This window comes from Mesorhizobium sp. M0514, from assembly GCF_040321145.1.
Taxonomy (GTDB): Bacteria; Pseudomonadota; Alphaproteobacteria; order Rhizobiales; family Rhizobiaceae; genus Mesorhizobium.
In genome coordinates this window covers 1-18,163 of record NZ_JAMYQZ010000082.1, presented here as the reverse complement: position 1 = coordinate 18,163, position 18,163 = coordinate 1, and the positions used below count along the sequence as shown (strand labels likewise).

Below are 18,163 nucleotides of genomic sequence, written 5' to 3'. Positions count from 1 at the left end.
AAAGATATAAACATATGTTTATGTCAGCTTTGACGACATGGCAAGGCCTATGTCGCTTCCTGACAAGAAAATGCCGCACACATGGTCCCCGCCTGAGAGAACCGCTTTTCCCTGACGATCGGCTGGAAACTTGTGCTAGGGCGAAAGCCATGTTCGAGACGCGCGACGGCGAAAAGCTCCTGCAGACCGACCCGGCTGACATGCCGGCGGATGGCCATATCGTGTTCATCGGCCGCATCGCCTCGCCGTGGACATCCAGGCAAACCTGCCCGAAGAACATGCGCGCGGCGCGCGAGACAGGACAGGCGGCCACCGTTCTCATCGACCCACCCTATCGCGACGGCCTGCTTGCGCTGGAGCGGGCCAGCCACATCGTCATCCTGTCCTGGCTGCATCACGCGCCGCGGGCACTGATTGTCCAGAGACCCCGCCATGCGGCTGAGCCGAAAGGCGTTTTCTCGCTGCGCTCCCCTGCCCGGCCGAACCCAGTCGGGCTGCATATCGCCGGCCTGATCGCCGTCGACATCGACCACGGCCGCATCGCCATCGACGCCATCGATGTGCTCGACGGCACCCCGGTGATCGACATCAAGCCCTATTTCGCCTCGACCGACGCCTTTCCCGAGGCGACCATTGCCGGGCGTGACGAAAAATGAGCGCGCCCACCGGCCGCCGCCGCGCCATCGCCAAGGCGCTGACCGCACTGCTGCCCCTGGCGCCCTATGCCGATATGGAGAAAATCCGCACCGAGGCCGGCGCCGTGCACATGAAGACGCTGCCGCCGGGCATCGCGGTCTGGCTGGCGACGATCGCCCATATCAGGCACGGCCATACCGACTATGAAAAGCTGCTGGCCGAGGGCTATGACCGCGACTCGGCGCGGTTCTTCGTCATCGAGCAAACAAACATGGTGCTGACCCGTTGGCGCGCCACGCGCCTGCTCGATGCAGAGGACGAAGAGGAATAACTTCAGCTACCGTCGCTTCAATACGGCAACCGCATTGTAGGGCTGGCCGTCGGCCTGGCCAACCCAGGTCCAGGACAGGTTCCCTTTGAAAAATCGGACGGTGATGCCGCCACCGTCGATGCACTTGTCCTGGCCGTAGCTGATGTTTTCCCGGTATTCCGCCGAACTGTCGTCGCGAGAAATCTGGGTCAACGATCCGCCGCAGCCGAGCGACGGATAGTCGATCGACGCGGCGCCATCGCCGATTGTCATTGCGATCGCCCAATCGGCGCCGGCAGCACCGGCCGGACTTTGATGACCGCTGCCGGTCCAGACGCCGTTGAGCCCCGCCGCGTTGACCACGCAAGGCACGTTCTGAAAGATCGGCGTCAGCTCGCTGCCCGTCTTCTCGCAACGATAGGTCTGGCCGTTCTGGCACAGCGCCTCGCCCTCGCGAGCGCATTGCGCGAAGGCATGGCCAGTGACGAAGACGAGGAAAATTGCAAAGCTGATGGTCCGAAAAGATCTGCCCATTTTGCCCCTCCCGGCCGGATATTTTCAAGCCGGACCATAGGGCATATCGAATGTGCTACCTAGGACAAACAGCGATGGTTGGGTGGCCCTATGCCGCCTGCAGGGGACCACTAGCTTGAATCTGCCGCATCAAGCCGAAGGGACCAATCGCCATGAACCGAAGCGCAGCAGCCGGTAGCATTGTGCCATTGCCGGCTTTGTCGGATCGCCATATCGATCCGCATTCCTATCCCGACGGCATCGCCTTTCTCGATGGTCAGTATCTGCCGATGTCGCAAGCCAAGATCTCGGTGCTGGATTGGGGCTTTCTGCATTCCGACGCCACCTACGACACCGTGCATGTCTGGGACGGGAGCTTCTTCCGACTCGACCTGCATCTCGACCGCTTCTTCGCCGGCTTGCAAAAACTGCGCATGACGATCCCGTCCGACCGCGATGGTGTGGCCGAGATTCTGCACAATTGCGTGGCGCTGTCGGGCCATCGCGCCGCCTATGTCGAAATGCTGTGCACACGCGGCGCCTCGCCGACCTTCAGCCGCGATCCGCGCCAGGCGGTCAACCGCTTCATGGCCTTCGCAGTTCCCTTCGGCTCGGTCGCCAATGCCGAGCAGTTGCGGCGCGGCCTGCATGTCGCCATTAGCGACAAGGTGCGCATTCCGCCGGTCTCGATCGATCCGGCGATCAAGAACTACCACTGGCTCGACCTCGTGCGCGGCCTCTACGACGCTTATGACCGTGGGGCCGAAACCGCATTGATTCTCGACTTCAACGGCAATGTCGCCGAAGGCCCCGGCTTCAACGTGTTCTGCGTCAAGGACGGCAGGCTGTCGACGCCAGCCGCCGGCGTGCTGCCCGGCATCACCAGGCGCACCGTCTTCGACCTCTGCGCCGAGGCAGCGCTTCCCACCACGGCCGTCGACGTCAGCGTTGCCGCGCTGAAGGCTGCCGACGAAGTCTTCATCACTTCCACCGCCGGCGGCATCATGCCGGTGACAGTGATCGACGGCGCTGCTGTCGCCGACGGCAAGATAGGCGGGATCACAAAGCGCTTGATGGCGCTCTACTGGCAAAAGCATGACGACCCGGCCTGGTCGAGCCCGGTGCGCTATCCCTGACCGGCGAAGGTCCTGCTCCACACGATGACGTGACCAAAAAGATTCCCCCTCGCCTCTGGAAAATCGCTCGACGCACCGTATATCGCGGAAGCGGAGAAGCCTCCGCTTCCCAGTTCACGGCCCGCATGGGCAAGGATTCCACGTCATGACAAGCAAGGTTTGGTTCATCACCGGATCGTCGAAAGGCTTTGGCCGAGTCTGGGCCGAGGCCGCACTCGCTCGCGGCGACCGTGTCGCCGCAACCGCGCGCGATGCCGGCACGCTCGCCGATCTCGTCGCGAAATACGGCGATAATGTCGCCGCGATCAAGCTCGACGTCACCGACAAGGAGGCTGTCGATGCGGCCATCGCCGAGGCGCACAAGCGCTTTGGCCGGCTCGACGTCGTCATCAACAATGCCGGCTATGGCCATTTCGGCGCCATCGAGGAAGTCAGCGAACAGGAAGCTCGCGACCAGATCGAAACCAATGTGTTCGGCGCGCTCTGGGTCACACAGGCGGCTTTGCCGATCATGCGGGCGCAGGGCTCCGGCCATATCATGCAGATCTCGTCGATCGGCGGCGTCAACGCCTTTGCCTCGCTCGGCCTTTACCATGCCTCGAAATGGGCGCTCGAAGCCTTCAGCCAGTCGCTCAGCATCGAGGTCGCCGAATTCGGCATCCATGTGACGCTTGTCGAACCGGGCGGCTTCTCCACCGATTGGTCCGGCGCCTCGGCCAAGGTCTCCAAAGCGATCGAGGCTTACGCGCCGGCCCGTGCCAAGATGGCGGAACGCCGCGCCAACTCGGTCGCCGGCGACCCCAAGGCCACCGGACCGGCGATGCTTGAAATCGTCGACGCGGCCGAGCCGCCGCTGCGCGTCTTCTTCGGCGATGGCGGCCTACCGATGATCAAGCAGGAATACGCCAACCGCATCGCGCTGTGGGAAAAGTGGGACCACGTTTCCGTCGAGGCGCAGGGCGCCAAGAAGAACCGCAAGGCGGCCTGAGCGCGTCTTGAAATCCGGCTGCGTCGCCCCGGCGGCGCAGCCCGGGCCCTAGCCCGGTACTAGGATCGATAAATCCACTGCTCGGGCACGCGCACCGAGATCTCTTCCCCTGTTGTCATACGACCCGGTTTCTCGACCCAAGCAACGAGGCCGCGCAGCCGTTTCGCCGCCTTCGGGAAGGCCAGCGCGCCGGCCTCCCGATCGGCCATCTCGGCGTTTTCGGCGATCGAACGTCCAGCAAGCCGGCAAGGCCCGTTCTGCGCATCGACCTTGATCGTCACGCCACTTCTAAAGAACAGCAGCGTGCCTGACGGCAGCATCGAGAGATGCGGCACGCCTTCGATCAACAGATTGGCGCCGATCCATTCCGGCTTGATCTCGGCCAGCCCCATCCGCTCGGCAACGACGGCGAGTTCATCCGCTGCTACGATTGATATCTGCCGCTCGTTGCGGATTTCGGTGCCGCGCGGATACCAGGGTTCGCGACCGCCCGAACGACGGGTGGCGCCGGCGTGGAAGTCGCCGTCGATGCCTTCGAAACCGAGCTGCAATGCTTCCACTGGGCGCGTCTGAAAGTGATTCGACGGGGCGACGTACAAAGCGGCCACTTTGGCGGACAGCCTCCTGGCGGGGATGATGTCGACCGGCTTCTCAGACTCCGGGAAGAGGTCCAGCATGGCTTCGTTCCTTCTGCAGGATGACGTCGCAAATAGCCGTAGCCGTGGGCTCGGGTCCAGTCGAAAGCGATGATGATTCGATCAAACCGGCTGATGGCGTCCATCGGCATCGTCATGAAAGCAAGGCTGGAGGAACGCTTTCTGCGCGGAGAACTCGGCAACGCCTATGACGATTATGCCCGCAGCGTACCGATGCTGGTGCCGTTCATGCCGGCCTGATTACAGCATCCGCAAAAGCGCGCCACCGATCGAATAGCCGGCGCCGAAGGCGCACAGCACGCCGAAATCGCCGGGCTTCATGTCGGCGTGGTTTTCCGACAGCGCGATGATGGCGCCAGCGCCGGCGGTGTTGCCGAGCCGCTCCAGCACCATCGGCGCGCGGTCATGGTCGACCTCGTGGCCGAAGGCCAGTTTCAGGATCATGGCGTTCATTCGCGCATTGGCCTGATGCAGCCAGAATCGCCTGATGGCTTGCGGCGTCAGCCCGTGCTCGGCGAGGAATTCGACAATGAATTTGTGGCCGGCGACGGTGACTTCCTTGAACACCTTGTTGCCGACCTGTTTGATCAGATTGCCTTCGAGGTTGATCATGTAAGGATCGTCCTGGGCGGTGCGGGTGTGATAGCCCAGATTGGTGCGGATATTGTTCGACATCTGCGTCCAGGTGCGCGTGTCCAGCACCTCGAAACGCCCCGGCCGCCTCTCGCCCTCGCCCAGCCCCTCGACCACCATCGCCACCGATGCATCGCCGAAGATGAAATGCGTCTGCCGGTCGCGGAAATTGAGATGGCCGGTGATGATCTCCGGCGTGACCACCAGCACGCGCTTGTGCGCGCCCGCCCGGACCAGATTGGCCGCAATGTGCAAGGCGGCCGCGGCCGATGAACAACCAAGCCCCATGTCGAAGCCGGCGCCCTTGGTGCCCAGCGCCTCCTGCATTTCGATGGCGATCGCCGGATAGGGCCGTTGCTGGTGCGAGGCCGAGCAGATCACCAGGTCGATGTCGGACGGCTTCAGGCCGGCATGGTCGAGCGCCTTCCGGGCCGCGGCCACTCCAAACTCGGCCTGCAGCGACAGCGCATCATCGGGCCGCGCCGGAATGCGCGGCGCCATGCGGGTCGGATCGAGAATGCCTTCGCGCTCGATCACATGGCGGGTCTGGACGCCCGAGGCATGGACGATGAAGGCGCTGTCGGATTTCTGCAGCAGCGTCTCATCCGTGCCTTGCCGGCGCGCATTCTCGGTGTCGACCCAGGCGTTGAAGCTGGCGACCAGTTCTTCATTGGTGATCTTGGCTTCAGGGATTTCAACGCCGATGCCGCTGATGATGACGCGATGCATATCCAGTCCGTCCATGCGCAGGCGTTGTCGTTCTCATGTGAACGACGAGGGGGCGCGACACAACACTTTTCTCACCCCACCGGTTTACGCCGGCTTAAACCATAGGCTGTGGCGGGATGTCATCGGGAGTGCTAACCGGCCCGCTTGGCGACGATGAAAATGCGCGGGAAGCGCAGCAGCACCTTGCCGTTTGCGGTCTTCGGATAGGCCTTGGCAATTTTGGCCGTGTAGCTGTCGAGGAAGGTCTTGCGCTCGCCGGCGTCGAGCGGATCGAGGAAAGGCTTCAGCCCCGTCGACTTCACCCATTCGACGATCGCCTCGGCGTCGGTCAGTGGATGATTGTAGGCCGTATGCCAGATATCCACCCGGTCGGAGAGCGGCGACAAGAGATCATAATAGAACGACACCGCCGGCAGCGGTCCGCGCGCAGCACCTGCCATCTTGGCGGCGAACGGCATTTCGGCGGCCGTCTCGCGCATCAGCCGATGCGACGGCTCAAGCAGATTGTCGGGCATCTGGACGGCGAGCGCACCGCCCGGCGCGAGAAAGCCCATCAGCCGCTGGAACACTACCGGGTGGGTGGGCAGCCATTGGAACACCGCATTGGCGAAGATGACGTTGACCGGCTCGGCCGGCCGCCATGTCGAGGCATCGGCGAGGTCGAAATTGACGCTGGGCAGGCGCGCCCTCGCCTTTTCGATCATGTCGGGAGAGGTGTCGAAGCCGCTGATGTCAGCATCCGGCCAGCGCTCGACCAGCAGCTCGGTCGAATTACCCGGCCCACAGCCGACGTCGACCACCCGGCGCGGGAAATCCACCGGCACCTGCGCGACGAGATCGCGCGCGGGCCGTGTGCGCTCATCCTCGAATTTCAGATATTGGGCGGCGGACCAGTCTTCGCGCTCAGTCATCATCCTATCCGATCTCTGTGCTTGATCCGGACGCATGCTGATATCATTCGAAGCCAAAAGCGCAACTCGCTTTGCCGCGATACGAGGCTCTTGATTGCGTTCGTCGCCGACCGGTAAGTTCGACCTGTCTGCATCTTCCAGATGGTTTTGATCATCGATGAAATTTGGCTTCGAAGAGGCTCAAACAAAGTACAGCAGTGGCTCGCAGCGGGCCAGAATTTGGACCGAACAGTGGGTTTCGCAATGGATTTACTGCCCTAACTGCGCCAGCTCTCATGTTACTCAGTTTCCTGCAAACCTGCCTGTCGCCGACTTTCTCTGCAGCAATTGCAATGATCAGTTTGAACTGAAGAGCCAGAAGAAAACCTTCGGCGCAAAGGTTGCTGACGGAGCGTACTTTACCAAAATCGAGAGATTGGCATCTTCAACCAACCCGAATTTGATATTGCTGAACTATGATTTGGTGCGGATGGCGGTATTGAACGTCTTTATGGTGCCAAAGCACTTCTTCGTCCCCCACATAATCGAAAAAAGGAGCCCACTGGCGTTAACGGCCAGAAGAGCAGGCTGGATCGGCTCCAACATATTGCTCGGTCGTATACCGGACTCGGGGCGAATCCACATTGTTCCAAACGGTGTCGCGGTTCCGAAAGAAACCGTCTTCGCACAATGGCAAAAGACGCTCTTTCTTCGTCAGGAAGACGCGGACGCGCGCGGCTGGCTAATCGAAGTCATGAAATGCATCGACTTAATTGGCTCGCCAGAGTTCGATATCGAGCAAATTTATGCGTTCGAAGGACGACTGAGTTTGCTGTATCCAAATAACAGGAATGTGCGGCCAAAAATTCGTCAGCAATTGCAGCGCCTCAGAGATAATCGATATCTCGATTTTGTGTCCCGTGGTCGCTATCGTGTTAGACGTAGTCCGCCATGACGTAACGACACGAGAGCTTCTTCCAATGGCATGGTATGCCAATCACTACGAATGCTACAGATGCAGCGAGCATTGGGCCGATGAGTGGTCCTGTAGGTGCGATGACGAGTGCCCGAATTGCGGTGCACGTCATTCGACGCCTGTTGAGAGTGAGGACCTTACGTTTCAGATCATTGCGGAAGCGGATGGTTTTGTTGTTCTGAAATCACCAGATAGCGCAGAACATTCTCCCGACTACGAAGAAGTCGGACGCTTCGCTAGCGAGACGCTAGCGAAGCGATTTGTCGTTCAGTTCCAAGCCGCCTAGATTTCGAAGGTTTCGAATATTCCGGCAGTTATCACCGCGTCAGCCTCTTGTAGGTCATGCGGTGCGGGTTGACGGCTTCGGGGCCGAGCCGGCGGATCTTGTCCTGCTCGTAGTCCTCGAAATTGCCCTCGAACCATTCGACATGGCTGTCGCCCTCGAAGGCGAGGATGTGGGTGGCCAGGCGGTCGAGGAACATACGATCGTGCGAGATGATGACCGCGCAGCCACCAAAATTTTCCAGCGCGTCTTCGAGCGCCGCCAGCGTTTCGGTGTCGAGATCGTTGGTCGGTTCGTCGAGCAGCAGCACATTGCCGCCGGTCTTCAGCATTTTTGCCAGATGCACGCGGTTGCGCTGGCCGCCGGAGAGGTTGCCGACCTTCTGCTGCTGGTCGCCGCCACGGAAGTTGAACGATGCGCAATAGGCGCGGGTGTTGGCTTCGAACTTGCCGAGCTTGACCACTTCGGCGCCGCCCGAGATTTCTTCCCAGACGGTCTTTGACGGATCGAGCGCATCGCGGCTCTGATCGACATAGCCGAGCTTCACCGTTTCGCCGATGCGGACAGAGCCGGCATCCGGCGTTTCCTGGCCGGTGATCATGCGGAACAGCGTCGTCTTGCCGGCGCCGTTCGGGCCGATGACGCCGACGATGCCGCCTGGCGGCAGCTTGAATTCCAGGCCTTCGATCAACAGCGTGTCGCCAAAGCCCTTCGACAAGCCTTCCGCCTCGATCACCACATTGCCGAGCCGCTCGCCATGCGGAATGACGATCTGCGTATCGCTCGGACGCCGCTTGTCGGCTGCATCCAGCAGCTCCTGGAACGCCTGGATACGCGCCTTGGACTTGGTCTGGCGGGCTTTCGGGCTGGACTGGATCCACTCGCGCTCGCGGCCGATAGCGCGCTGGCGGGCGTCGTCCTCGCGACCTTCCTGCTTGAGGCGCTTGGCCTTGGCTTCGAGGTATTTGGTGTAGTTGCCCTCATAGGGAATGCCGCGGCCGCGATCGAGCTCGAGGATCCATCCCGTGACATTGTCGAGGAAGTAGCGATCGTGGGTGATGATCATCACGGCGCCCGGATAGGCGCGCAGATGCTTTTCGAGCCACGCCGTGGTTTCGGCGTCGAGATGGTTGGTCGGTTCGTCGAGCAGCAAGAGGTCGGGCTGACGCAGCAGCAGCTGGCAGAGCGCGACGCGGCGGCGCTCACCGCCCGAAAGCTTGGTGACCTCGGAATCCTTGGGCGGGCAGCCCAGCGCTTCCATCGCCATCTCGACCTGCTGTTCGAGATCCCACAAATTGAGCCGGTCCATCTCGTCCTGGAGCTTGGCCGACTCGTCAGCCGTCTCGTCGGAGTAGTTCATCATCAATTCGTTGTAGCGCTCGATGATGGCGGTCTTGGCGGCGACACCTTCCATGATGTTCTCGAACACCGTCTTGTTGGCATCGAGCGCCGGCTCCTGCGCGAGATAGCCGACGGTGGCGCCTTCGGCGAGCCAGGCTTCGCCGTTCCACTCCTTGTCGAGCCCGGCCATGATCTTGAGGATCGTCGACTTGCCCGAGCCGTTGGGGCCGAGGATGCCGATCTTGGCGTCGGGATAGAAGGAGAGATGAACATTCTCAAGCACCTTCTTGGTACCATAGGCCTTGTTGAGGCCGGCCATGTGATAGATGAACTGGCGTGCCACGCGCGCTTTCCTTGATGATTGACCGAAATGTCGGATTGAATGGAGGTTGGCCGCTATGTAGGCGATGCCGGGCCGAACGGCAATCGCTTTTGCCATTTCAAGCCGGGTGTACACCGCACGTTAAGTTTTCCGCCGGTTGTAGGGAGCGTTGAAATCCCCGGTTAACCCTTCAGCGTCAAAACAGGATTGATCGCTGGCCTGTCGCGATCGAAAGTAAAGATCGGACCGAAGGTAGTGCTGAACAGTTTCCTGCTCCTTGCCGAAGCGGTCGTCTACTTCAGCGTCATGGTCACGCTGTTCCGCTTCAGGGATCGCATCGGCCTCGGCGTCTTCGTCTGCGCGCTGGGCGCCATGCATTTCCTCGAAACCTATCTCGCCAGCGTCTTCTATGTCGCCCTGCCCTTCGGCATGGTCTCGCCAGGCTCGGCGGTGCTGTTCTCCGGCAAGCTGGTGATGCTGCTTCTGCTCTACATGAAGGAAGATGCGGCCACGGTGCGCCAGCCGATCTATGGCCTGCTGCTCGGCAACGCCTTGATGATCGGGCTGGTCCTGATCCTGCGCCTGCACGATATTTCAGCTCTTTCCGACGGCAAGCTTCCCGATATCGGCTTCATCGACCAGATGGGCTGGTTGATGGTATGGGGCACGACGCTGCTCTTCATCGACGCCATCCTGATCATCCTGCTTTACGAAAAGCTCGGGCGTTATCTGCGCAAGGCGCCGTTCTCCCGCATCCTGATTTGCGTCGCCTGCGTGCTCACCTTCGACCAGGCCGGATTTTTCACCGCCCTGCATTTCGTCGCCGGCGCACCGATCGCGGTCTTCTTCGGCGGCTGGTTCGCGAAGATGGGTGCCGCTTTTGCCTACAGCGCCATGCTTGTCGCCTACCTCAGATGGTTCGAAACGCGTCAGGTCGTGGCACCGCGCGGGCTGTCCGACGTCTTCAACACCTTGACCTATCGCGAGCGCTACGAAGCCCTGGTCGAACATGTCGGCCGCGACGGCCTCACCGGCCTGTTGCACAGGGGACGCTTTGACAGCGACGGCGAACGTCTGGTTGCCGTCAGCCTGCGCACGGCCCAACCGCTCAGCCTGCTGATCGTCGACGTCGACCATTTCAAGTCGATCAACGATCGCTTCGGCCATGCCGAGGGCGACAGGGTGCTGAGATCGATCGCCCAGGTGCTGACCCAGGCGGCCGGCGCACACGATCAGGTTTTCAGGATCGGCGGCGAGGAGTTCGCCATCCTTTGCTCGCAGCCGCATGCGGTCGCCAGGTTGCTCGGAGAAAACCTCCGCCAGGCCGTCAAAGCGTGCGTAAACCGGTTCGACATCAGCGTCAGCGCCGGCATCGCCACTGTCGATGAGACCGTAGGCTCGCTTGCCGATCTCTTCGCCCTTGCCGACGAGCGTCTCTACAGGGCCAAGTCCACCGGGCGTGACCGCGTCGTCGGCGAAGCGCATGACGATGCCGAAGACCTAACTGCGTGGACATTGCCCACGCGTGGCGTCAGCGGATAAGGCTGTCAGCTCCGCTTGCGCTGCTGCAACGCGCCGACCGCAACTGAAACGGCTATCAGCGCGATGGCCAGCCATTTCAGCACGGTGATGATCGGACTGGCATCGATGTCATAAGCGATGAACAACAGAATCCCGGGCACCAGCAGGCCGCACATGACCAGCATGATGCGGTTGATCTGCCAAGACACTTTTGCTGCCAGCGCTTCGTCACCGGCTTCGCCGACAAGACCGGCGCGCATCTCCCGGGAGATGGCCAACGCGCTCGACAGGCGCATGGAGATCGGCAAGCCGAGCCCGATTATGAGGAAGGCACACGCCGCCAGCAGAGCCGAGAATTTGAGCGCGCTGGTCTCGGCCGGCACCGGAAACAAAAGTGTCGCCAGCGGCAGGAAGACACAGACGATGCCGAGCGCGGCAATGGCGATGAAGATCGCGGCATTGACCCAAGTGAACAGCTGGTAGCGGCCTGCCCCGATCGGCGCGGCAAGCACGCGCATGCGCGCCCACTCGGCATCGGTATAGGAAAAGCCCGGCCATTCCATGCGGCCGTCTTTTATGGCTGTCATTCCCCTGGCCCAGAAAGCCAGCCGCGCCAGCCCGCCTGATGTCATGCCACTCATCGCCACCCCCGCCGAATGAATCACAGCCAGACCATATCACCGCGTCACTGCCAAGCGACAGACGGATATCCTACTGGAACCCGGCCGCATCGACCGAACCCTTCGGACAGCCCGCCTTGGTCGTCGGCGCCGAGGCGAGCATGAGAGTGCCCAGCGAACTGTCCGGACCGATCGGGCCGGTCAGGCCGAGCGTCAGCTCGCCGATCAGCCGCCTGCCGCTCGACGGATCGACCAGGCAGGAGACACGCACCCGCGCGCCCGCCCCGGCGCCGAACGCGCTGTCGAAGGTGCTGCGGATCTGGTCCGAAGTCAGTTGCTTGCCGACGTTCCTGGTGAAGAGCTGGCGCACCGGCGAGGCATTCACCGCCCGCATCAGGTTCAGCGCCTCGGCAAAATACTCCTGCTGGCTCTTGCCGTAGCAGGTGCCGTGCTTGATCCATTCATGCCGTTCGAGCTTGGAGGCGGTGCCAGGCATCACCTGGTCGAGTTCGGCGCGCGTATTGGCATCGAGGTTGACCGGCGGCAGGTCGGCCCAATGGGCCGGATTATCATTGGCCTTGTCGCTCGCCGGCACCTGGCAATAGAAATTGCCGTTCGGTTGCGGCCACAGACCATGCAACGTGAAATGCGACGCGTCGAAACCGCCCGCCGTCTGCGCCTGGCATTCGGGCTTGCTTGCCTTGGTTTCGCAGAAGGCCGGCTGCCAACTCAGCGCAAAGACATATTCGGGCTTTCCCGAAGCCGCAGGCTTGCCCTGATCGGCGGGCGCGGCCGGCTGGGCGGCTGCGCTGCCGCCGGCGACATGACCGCAGCTGATCTTGACCCAGCGACGCTCAGGATCGGCGCCCGGCACGCGGATGAGGTAATGCGTCGGCGCATCCTTGTTGCCGGCCAGGAGGTCGTAGCTCTGTCCAGCCGTTGTCGCGATATTGCCGGGGTTCTTGCCGCTCTTGATTGCCTGCGTTGCTGGACAGGCAGCATCGGCCACGAAGGAGCCGCTCATCTTCACGTCGGCGCGCGCTAGGCCGACACCGGCCAGCGCCACCAACACCGCACCCCATATCGCCGATATCCGCATTCCAGCACTCCTAGCGTTTCATAGCGCAAGCTAGAAACGTGTGACATGTCAGAATTACGATTTCTTTCGTCCGCCGCAAAAAACAATCGCTCGGTCGATCAGACCCCGCCCTCCTCGACCCGCTTCGTCAACATACGCAGCAGATCAAGCGCTGTCTCGAGCGCGCGAGCCTCGATGCCCTCGCTGATGCGGTTGGCCCAGACATGCTGGCGCGTGCCGATATCCCGGATCGCGGCCCGGCCGGCATCGGTCATCGCCAGGAGCTTCGCGCGGCGGTGCGCCGGGTTGTCCGCATAGGCGGCAAGCCCTTCGGCGGCCAGAATGTCGGCAAGGCGCTGCACGCTCTGGCGGGCAAGCCCCATGTCGCGGGCAATGTCGGCCACCGATTTCGGCTCCTTCAGCACCGCGCCCAGAACCTGCCAGCGCGCCGCCGTCAACCCGGCAGGCTCGGCCAGCCGGTCGGCCGCGTCGAGAAACCCGCCATTCAGCCGGAACACGGCAAGCACCAGTTCGGTGAGCACATCTCCGGCTTCGGTCCTGCTTGTCATTTCTGGCCGGCCTCGATGGTGGAAACGAAAGTGTTGACGGCTTCAGCCACCGCCTCCGGCTTGTCAAGCATCACCCAGTGGCCGGAACCGGCGACGGTTCTGTGGCCAATTCCGCTGCGCAGCCGAAACAGGGCCGCCGCATTGTCATTGGCCTCCGTGGCCAGCACGAAGATCGGCCCGTGATAGTCATCGAGCGTCGGTTCGGGATTCCATTCCGCCAGCGCCTTGCCGACGCCTGCCCGAGCCGCCGGATTGACCACCGCCGCATCGGCGAGGACCTGTTTGCGGACATCTTCATTGGAGCCGGCGATCGAGGTGTAATAAGCGCTCAGGGCGTCGCCGCCGTTTGGCCCCGCCAGATCGCGCACGAACCCGTCGCGAATCTCTTTGGGCAGGGCGCGCGGATCGGTCGCCGGATCGACCAGCAGGATGCCGGCAACACGGTCGGCATGGCCGGCGGCATAGGCGAGCGCGGCCCCACTGCCGCCGCTATGTGCAACGAGCACAAACCGCTTCAGGCCGAACGCATCGGCCACCGCACCAATATCGTCGGCACGGCCGTCATAGCCGTAGTCGGCATCAGTTGCAGGCGCCGATGCGCCATGGCCGCGAAAATCGAAGGCGACCGCCTCACGGCCACCTGCGGTGAGCTGCATCACCCGGTTCCACTGTGTGGCGCGGCTGCAATCGCCATGCGCGAACAGGATCGGCAGGCCGCCGCCGGATTTGATGTCGTAGCCGGCAAGCTGGCCCTGCGGGCCGGCAATGGTTGAGGTCTTCATGGTCATCTCCCTGGTCTGGCTGGATGCAATGCCGGGCAGGAGCATTGCGGATGACAGGCTCGCCAGCAGAAACGCGCGGCGCGAAACGGTCGAAAAGGTTTTCATGCTCATGCTCCCCATTTTGACAGTATGCTGTCATATAATCAAATTGACAGCATACTGTCAATAGCCCTCCCCTTGACGCCGGTCACGCCGTCGCCCAACAGTCGCCGACGGGAGCGAGAGATGGCATTTGACGAGCAGACGACGCTGGCCTCACCGACCGGGGCCACGCTCAACCTCTATGTGAAGCACGCGAGCGGCTCTCCACGGGCCGTCGTCCAGATTAACCATGGCTTGGCCGAACACGCCGCGCGTTATGCCCGCTTCGCGGATTACCTCAGCACCCGCGGCATTCATGTCTACGTCCACGACCATCGCGGCCATGGCGCGACCAAGGCGCCCGATGCCCCGCTCGGCAGATTCGCCGGCACAAGCGGCCCGGCCAAGGTGATCTCCGATGTCGACGCAGTCCACGATTTGATTGCGAAGGAGCAGCCCGGCCTGCCGGTCATCCTGTTCGGCCATTCGATGGGTGCGTCGGTGGCGCTCAACTACCTGCTGGCGCACTCGCCGCGCGTCCACGCCGCGGCGATCTGGAACGGCAATTTCTCACAAGGCCTGCTTGGTCAGCTTGCACTCGCCATCCTCGCTTATGAACGCTTCAGGCTCGGCTCCGATGTTCCCTCACGCGTCTTGCCCAAACTGACCTTCCAGGCCTGGGGCAAGGCGGTGCCCAGCCATAAGACGCCGTTCGACTGGCTGTCGCGCGACGAGGCTGAAGTGGCCAAGTACATTGCCGACCCGCTGTGCGGCTGGGATGCCTCGATCTCGATGTGGCGCGATGTCGTGGAGATGGCGCAGAAAGGCGGCAAGGATGCGGGCTTTGCCGGCATCAGGCGCGACCTGCCCGTCAGAATCGTCGGCGGCGAGAAGGATCCGGCCTCCGACTACGGCAAGGGCATCGACCATCTCGCCAAGCGCATGCGCGCGATGGGCTTTTCGAATCTGGTTTCAAAGGTTTACGCCGACACCCGCCACGAAAGCCTGAACGAGGTGAACCGCGACACCGTTATGGACGATTTCGCTGCCTGGGCCGATAGCGTGCTCAAACAGTGACATCGCTGGCCTACCGCAAGGCCCGTGACAGCGGCATCCCGGGTTGATAGAGGCTGCGGTTCCGACCCGTTTTTGGTGATTTATGGCTGAACCTCCGCTGAAAGGCATCCGCGTCGTCGAACTCGCCCGCATCCTGGCCGGCCCGTGGGCAGGACAATTGCTGGCCGATCTCGGCGCCGATGTCATCAAGGTCGAGAGCCCCGATGGCGGCGACGATACCCGCAAATGGGGTCCGCCCTTCGTCATGAGCCATGATGGCGAGAACCTGTCGGCCGCCTATTACCATTCCTGCAATCGTGGCAAGCGTTCCATCGCCGTCGATTTCTCGACATCGGAAGGGGCCGAGACGGTGCGCCGGCTGGTTGCCACGGCCGACGTTCTGATCGAGAATTTCAAGCTCGGCGGCCTGAAGAAATACGGGCTCGATTACGAGAGCCTGAAGGCGATCAATCCAAAGCTCGTCTACTGCTCGATCACCGGCTTCGGCCAGGATGGGCCTTACGCACCCCGCGCCGGCTATGATTTCATCATCCAGGCCATGGCCGGCATGATGTCGATCACCGGCGAGGTCGGGCGCGAGCCGCAAAAAGCCGGCGTCGCCATATCGGACATCTTCACCGGCCTCTATTCGGTGATCGCCATCCAGGCAGCGCTTCGCCATGCCGAAAAGACCGGCCAGGGACAGCATATCGATATGGCTCTGTTCGACACGCAGATTTCCGCACTCGGCAACCAGAACCTCAACTATCTCGTCTCCGGCAAGGCGCCGGTGCAGATGGGCAATGCGCATATGAACATTGCGCCCTATGAGGTTGTCCCGGTCAGGGACGGCCATATCATCCTGGCGGTCGGCAATGACGGCCAGTTCGCCAAATTCTGCGCCGCCGTCGGACTCGACCATCTCTCAGCGAATCCCGATTTCGCCACCAATCCGGCCCGCGTCGCCAACCGGGTGAAATTGCGCGAGCACATGATCGAGACGCTGAAGAACTGGGACCGAGACCCGTTGCTGGCCAAGCTCGAAGCGGCAAGCGTGCCGGCGAGCCCGATCAACAATATCGGCCAGATGTTTGCCGACCCGCAGACGATCGCACGCGGCATGCGCCTCGACCTCGACGATGGCCATGGCAATCGTCTGCCCTCGGTGCGCGCGCCGATGGTGATGTCCGGCACACCGCTGGTCTATGAACGCCCTTCGCCACGCCTTGGCGAACATACCGAAGAAATTCTTGCCGAACTGGAGAAGTCTGGACGATGAAGACCGGTGGACAACTGATTGTCGACGCACTCGAGGCGAACGGCACCGACCGCATCTTCTGCGTGCCCGGCGAATCCTATCTCGCGGTGCTCGACGCATTGCATGACTCGCCCATCCGCACCATTGTCTGCCGACAGGAAGGCGGCGCCGCCATGATGGCCGACTGCCAGGGGCGGCTGACCGGCCAGCCCGGCATCTGCTTCGTCACCCGCGGCCCCGGCGCCACCAATGCGTCGGCCGGCATTCACATTGCCATGCAGGATTCGATACCCGTCATCCTGTTCATCGGCCAGGTCGCCAGCCACGCCAAGGAGCGCGAGGCTTTCCAGGAGGTCGACTACAAGCGCTTCTTCGGCGACATCGCCAAATGGGTGGTGGAGATCGACGATGCCGCGCGCATCCCCGAACTCGTCACCCGCGCCTTTGCTGTCGCGACATCGGGCCGCCCCGGCCCCGTCGTCGTCTCGCTGCCGGAGGACATGCTGACCAGTCTTGTCGACGCGCCCGCGGCCTTGCCGCACACGCCGGTCGAAACCCGGCCCGGCGAAGCCGAACTCGATGCTTTGGAAAAGCTTCTGGCCAAAGCCAAGCGTCCCTTCGTCATCCTCGGCGGCACACGCTGGGACGAGGAAGCGGTGGCACGTATGCGCACCATTGCCGAGGCCTGGTCGCTGCCGGTCGGCTGCTCCTTCCGCCGCCAGATGCTGTTCGACCATCTGCACCCGAACTATGCCGGCGATGTCGGCATCGGCATCAACCCGAAGCTGGCCACCGCCATCAAGCAGGCCGACCTGGTGCTGCTGATCGGCGGCCGCATGGGCGAGATGCCGTCCTCCGACTATACGTTGCTGAAGAGCCCTTACCCCGACCAGACGCTGGTCCATGTCCATGCCGATGCCGGCGAACTCGGCCGCGTCTACCGGCCGACCCTGGCGATCAACGCTTCGCCTTCGGCCTTCGTCGAGGCTTTTGCCAAGCGCAAGCCAACCTCCACGCCAGCCTGGGCGGATGAGACAGCGAAAGCACACGCTGCCTACCTCGACTGGTCGACGCCGCCTGAGACCGGCCCCGGCCCGGTCCAGATGGGGCCGATCATGAACTATCTGGAAAAGATTTTGCCCGATGACGCCATTTTCACCAACGGCGCCGGCAATTACGCCACCTGGGTGCACCGCTTCCACCGCTTCCGCCGCTTCGCCACCCAAGGCGCGCCGACCTCCGGTTCGATGGGTTACGGCACCCCGGCTGCGGTCGCCGCCAAGGCGCTCCATCCCGACCGCACCGTGATCGCCTTTGCCGGCGACGGCTGCTTCCTGATGAACGGACAGGAATTCGCTACCGCCGTGCAATACGACCTGCCGATCATCGTTATCGTCGTGAACAACGGCATCTACGGCACCATCCGCATGCACCAGGAGCGCGACTATCCCGGCCGCGTCGTCGCCACCGATCTGAAGAACCCTGACTTTGCCGCTCTTGCCCGCGCCTATGGCGGCCACGGCGAGACGGTCGAGAACACGGCAGATTTTGCCCCTGCCTTCGAGCGTGCCCGCGCCAGCGGCAAGCCGGCGATCGTCGAGATAAGGCTCGATCCCGAGGCGATCACGCCGACGCGGACGATGACGCAGATCCGCGACAAGAGCTGAGAAGTTAGCAGCGAAAGCCGAGTTCCGTCACACCCCCCTCTGTCCTGCCGGACATCTCCCCCTCAAGGGGGGAGATTGGATGTCATGTCGCCCTTCGCCAATCTGCAGCGTTGCAGAC

Annotated in this window: 19 protein-coding genes; 10 read left to right on the top strand and 9 right to left on the bottom strand. The window is 62.4% G+C overall.

Annotated features, from left to right (window positions below; all coding sequences use genetic code 11):
• Positions 1–149: 149 nt before the first annotated feature.
• On the top strand, positions 150–656 hold the full coding sequence (gene tsaA, locus NKI61_RS25935; RefSeq protein ID WP_027050634.1) for a tRNA (N6-threonylcarbamoyladenosine(37)-N6)-methyltransferase TrmO: 507 nt from the start codon (positions 150–152) through the stop codon (positions 654–656).
• Positions 653–967 carry a DUF2293 domain-containing protein gene (locus NKI61_RS25930; protein WP_023668245.1) on the top strand — a complete coding sequence of 105 codons (315 nt, stop codon included), beginning with the start codon at positions 653–655 and terminating at the stop codon, positions 965–967. The genes tsaA and NKI61_RS25930 overlap by 4 nt, the downstream gene beginning before the upstream one ends.
• A 6-nt stretch (positions 968–973) precedes the next feature.
• Here NKI61_RS25930 and NKI61_RS25925 read toward each other — a convergent pair whose 3' ends face one another.
• Positions 974–1,480 carry a hypothetical protein gene (locus NKI61_RS25925; protein ID WP_023682159.1) on the bottom strand — a complete coding sequence of 169 codons (507 nt, stop codon included), beginning with the start codon at positions 1,478–1,480 and terminating at the stop codon, positions 974–976.
• Between the two features lie 152 nt (positions 1,481–1,632).
• Between NKI61_RS25925 and NKI61_RS25920 the strand changes: the two genes are divergently transcribed.
• Positions 1,633–2,595, top strand: a complete 963-nt coding sequence (locus NKI61_RS25920; protein ID WP_023668243.1) for a D-amino acid aminotransferase — start codon at positions 1,633–1,635, stop codon at positions 2,593–2,595.
• A 145-nt stretch (positions 2,596–2,740) separates the two neighbouring features.
• Complete coding sequence (locus NKI61_RS25915) at positions 2,741–3,583, top strand: SDR family oxidoreductase (RefSeq protein WP_023699621.1); 843 nt, start codon at positions 2,741–2,743, stop codon at positions 3,581–3,583.
• Positions 3,584–3,642: 59 nt separating this feature from the next.
• Here the strand turns inward: NKI61_RS25915 and NKI61_RS25910 are convergent, their stop codons facing one another.
• Entirely contained in the window at positions 3,643–4,260 is a 618-nt protein-coding gene (locus NKI61_RS25910; RefSeq protein WP_352841517.1) for an MOSC domain-containing protein, read from the bottom strand.
• Between the two features lie 69 nt (positions 4,261–4,329).
• On the opposite strand from NKI61_RS25910, the gene NKI61_RS25905 reads away from it, so the two are divergent.
• Positions 4,330–4,479, top strand: coding sequence for a hypothetical protein (locus NKI61_RS25905; protein ID WP_245260485.1), 150 nt, complete (start codon positions 4,330–4,332; stop codon positions 4,477–4,479).
• Here NKI61_RS25905 and NKI61_RS25900 read toward each other — a convergent pair whose 3' ends face one another.
• Positions 4,480–5,601 (bottom strand): beta-ketoacyl-ACP synthase III, encoded by a 1,122-nt coding sequence (locus tag NKI61_RS25900; protein WP_023668239.1) that lies wholly within the window; start codon positions 5,599–5,601, stop codon positions 4,480–4,482.
• Between the two features lie 131 nt (positions 5,602–5,732).
• Positions 5,733–6,512, bottom strand: coding sequence for a trans-aconitate 2-methyltransferase (gene tam / locus NKI61_RS25895; RefSeq protein WP_352841515.1), 780 nt, complete (start codon positions 6,510–6,512; stop codon positions 5,733–5,735).
• 157 nt (positions 6,513–6,669) lie between these two features.
• On the opposite strand from tam, the gene NKI61_RS25890 reads away from it, so the two are divergent.
• Entirely contained in the window at positions 6,670–7,446 is a 777-nt protein-coding gene (locus tag NKI61_RS25890; protein WP_352841514.1) for a DpnI domain-containing protein, read from the top strand.
• Between the two features lie 338 nt (positions 7,447–7,784).
• On the opposite strand, the gene ettA is transcribed toward NKI61_RS25890, so the two are convergent.
• Complete coding sequence (gene ettA / locus NKI61_RS25885) at positions 7,785–9,434, bottom strand: energy-dependent translational throttle protein EttA (protein WP_023725379.1); 1,650 nt, start codon at positions 9,432–9,434, stop codon at positions 7,785–7,787.
• A gap of 234 nt (positions 9,435–9,668) precedes the next feature.
• Here ettA and NKI61_RS25880 point away from each other — a divergent pair, with 234 nt between their 5' ends.
• Positions 9,669–10,955 (top strand): GGDEF domain-containing protein, encoded by a 1,287-nt coding sequence (locus NKI61_RS25880; RefSeq protein WP_023746932.1) that lies wholly within the window; start codon positions 9,669–9,671, stop codon positions 10,953–10,955.
• Between the two features lie 5 nt (positions 10,956–10,960).
• Here NKI61_RS25880 and NKI61_RS25875 read toward each other — a convergent pair whose 3' ends face one another.
• The 4 genes from NKI61_RS25875 to NKI61_RS25860 all read right to left on the bottom strand — a co-directional run bounded on the left by NKI61_RS25875 (position 10,961) and on the right by NKI61_RS25860 (position 14,088).
• Entirely contained in the window at positions 10,961–11,575 is a 615-nt protein-coding gene (locus NKI61_RS25875) for a hypothetical protein (protein ID WP_156933741.1), read from the bottom strand.
• A 70-nt stretch (positions 11,576–11,645) separates the two neighbouring features.
• Entirely contained in the window at positions 11,646–12,653 is a 1,008-nt protein-coding gene (locus NKI61_RS25870) for a ribonuclease T2 family protein (protein WP_023821788.1), read from the bottom strand.
• Positions 12,654–12,751: 98 nt separating this feature from the next.
• Positions 12,752–13,201 carry a MarR family winged helix-turn-helix transcriptional regulator gene (locus NKI61_RS25865; protein ID WP_023690845.1) on the bottom strand — a complete coding sequence of 150 codons (450 nt, stop codon included), beginning with the start codon at positions 13,199–13,201 and terminating at the stop codon, positions 12,752–12,754.
• Positions 13,198–14,088, bottom strand: coding sequence for an alpha/beta fold hydrolase (locus NKI61_RS25860; protein WP_352841512.1), 891 nt, complete (start codon positions 14,086–14,088; stop codon positions 13,198–13,200). Before NKI61_RS25860 ends, NKI61_RS25865 begins: the two co-directional genes overlap by 4 nt.
• Positions 14,089–14,208: 120 nt before the next feature.
• On the opposite strand from NKI61_RS25860, the gene NKI61_RS25855 reads away from it, so the two are divergent.
• From NKI61_RS25855 to NKI61_RS25845, 3 genes are all read left to right on the top strand, one after another.
• Positions 14,209–15,141, top strand: coding sequence for an alpha/beta fold hydrolase (locus tag NKI61_RS25855; RefSeq protein ID WP_352841511.1), 933 nt, complete (start codon positions 14,209–14,211; stop codon positions 15,139–15,141).
• An 82-nt stretch (positions 15,142–15,223) separates the two neighbouring features.
• A complete protein-coding gene (locus NKI61_RS25850; RefSeq protein WP_352841510.1) occupies positions 15,224–16,399 on the top strand; it encodes a CaiB/BaiF CoA transferase family protein in 1,176 nt (391 codons plus the stop codon).
• Entirely contained in the window at positions 16,396–18,045 is a 1,650-nt protein-coding gene (locus tag NKI61_RS25845; RefSeq protein WP_023668226.1) for a thiamine pyrophosphate-binding protein, read from the top strand. The genes NKI61_RS25850 and NKI61_RS25845 overlap by 4 nt, the downstream gene beginning before the upstream one ends.
• The last annotated feature ends 118 nt before the right edge of the window (positions 18,046–18,163 follow it).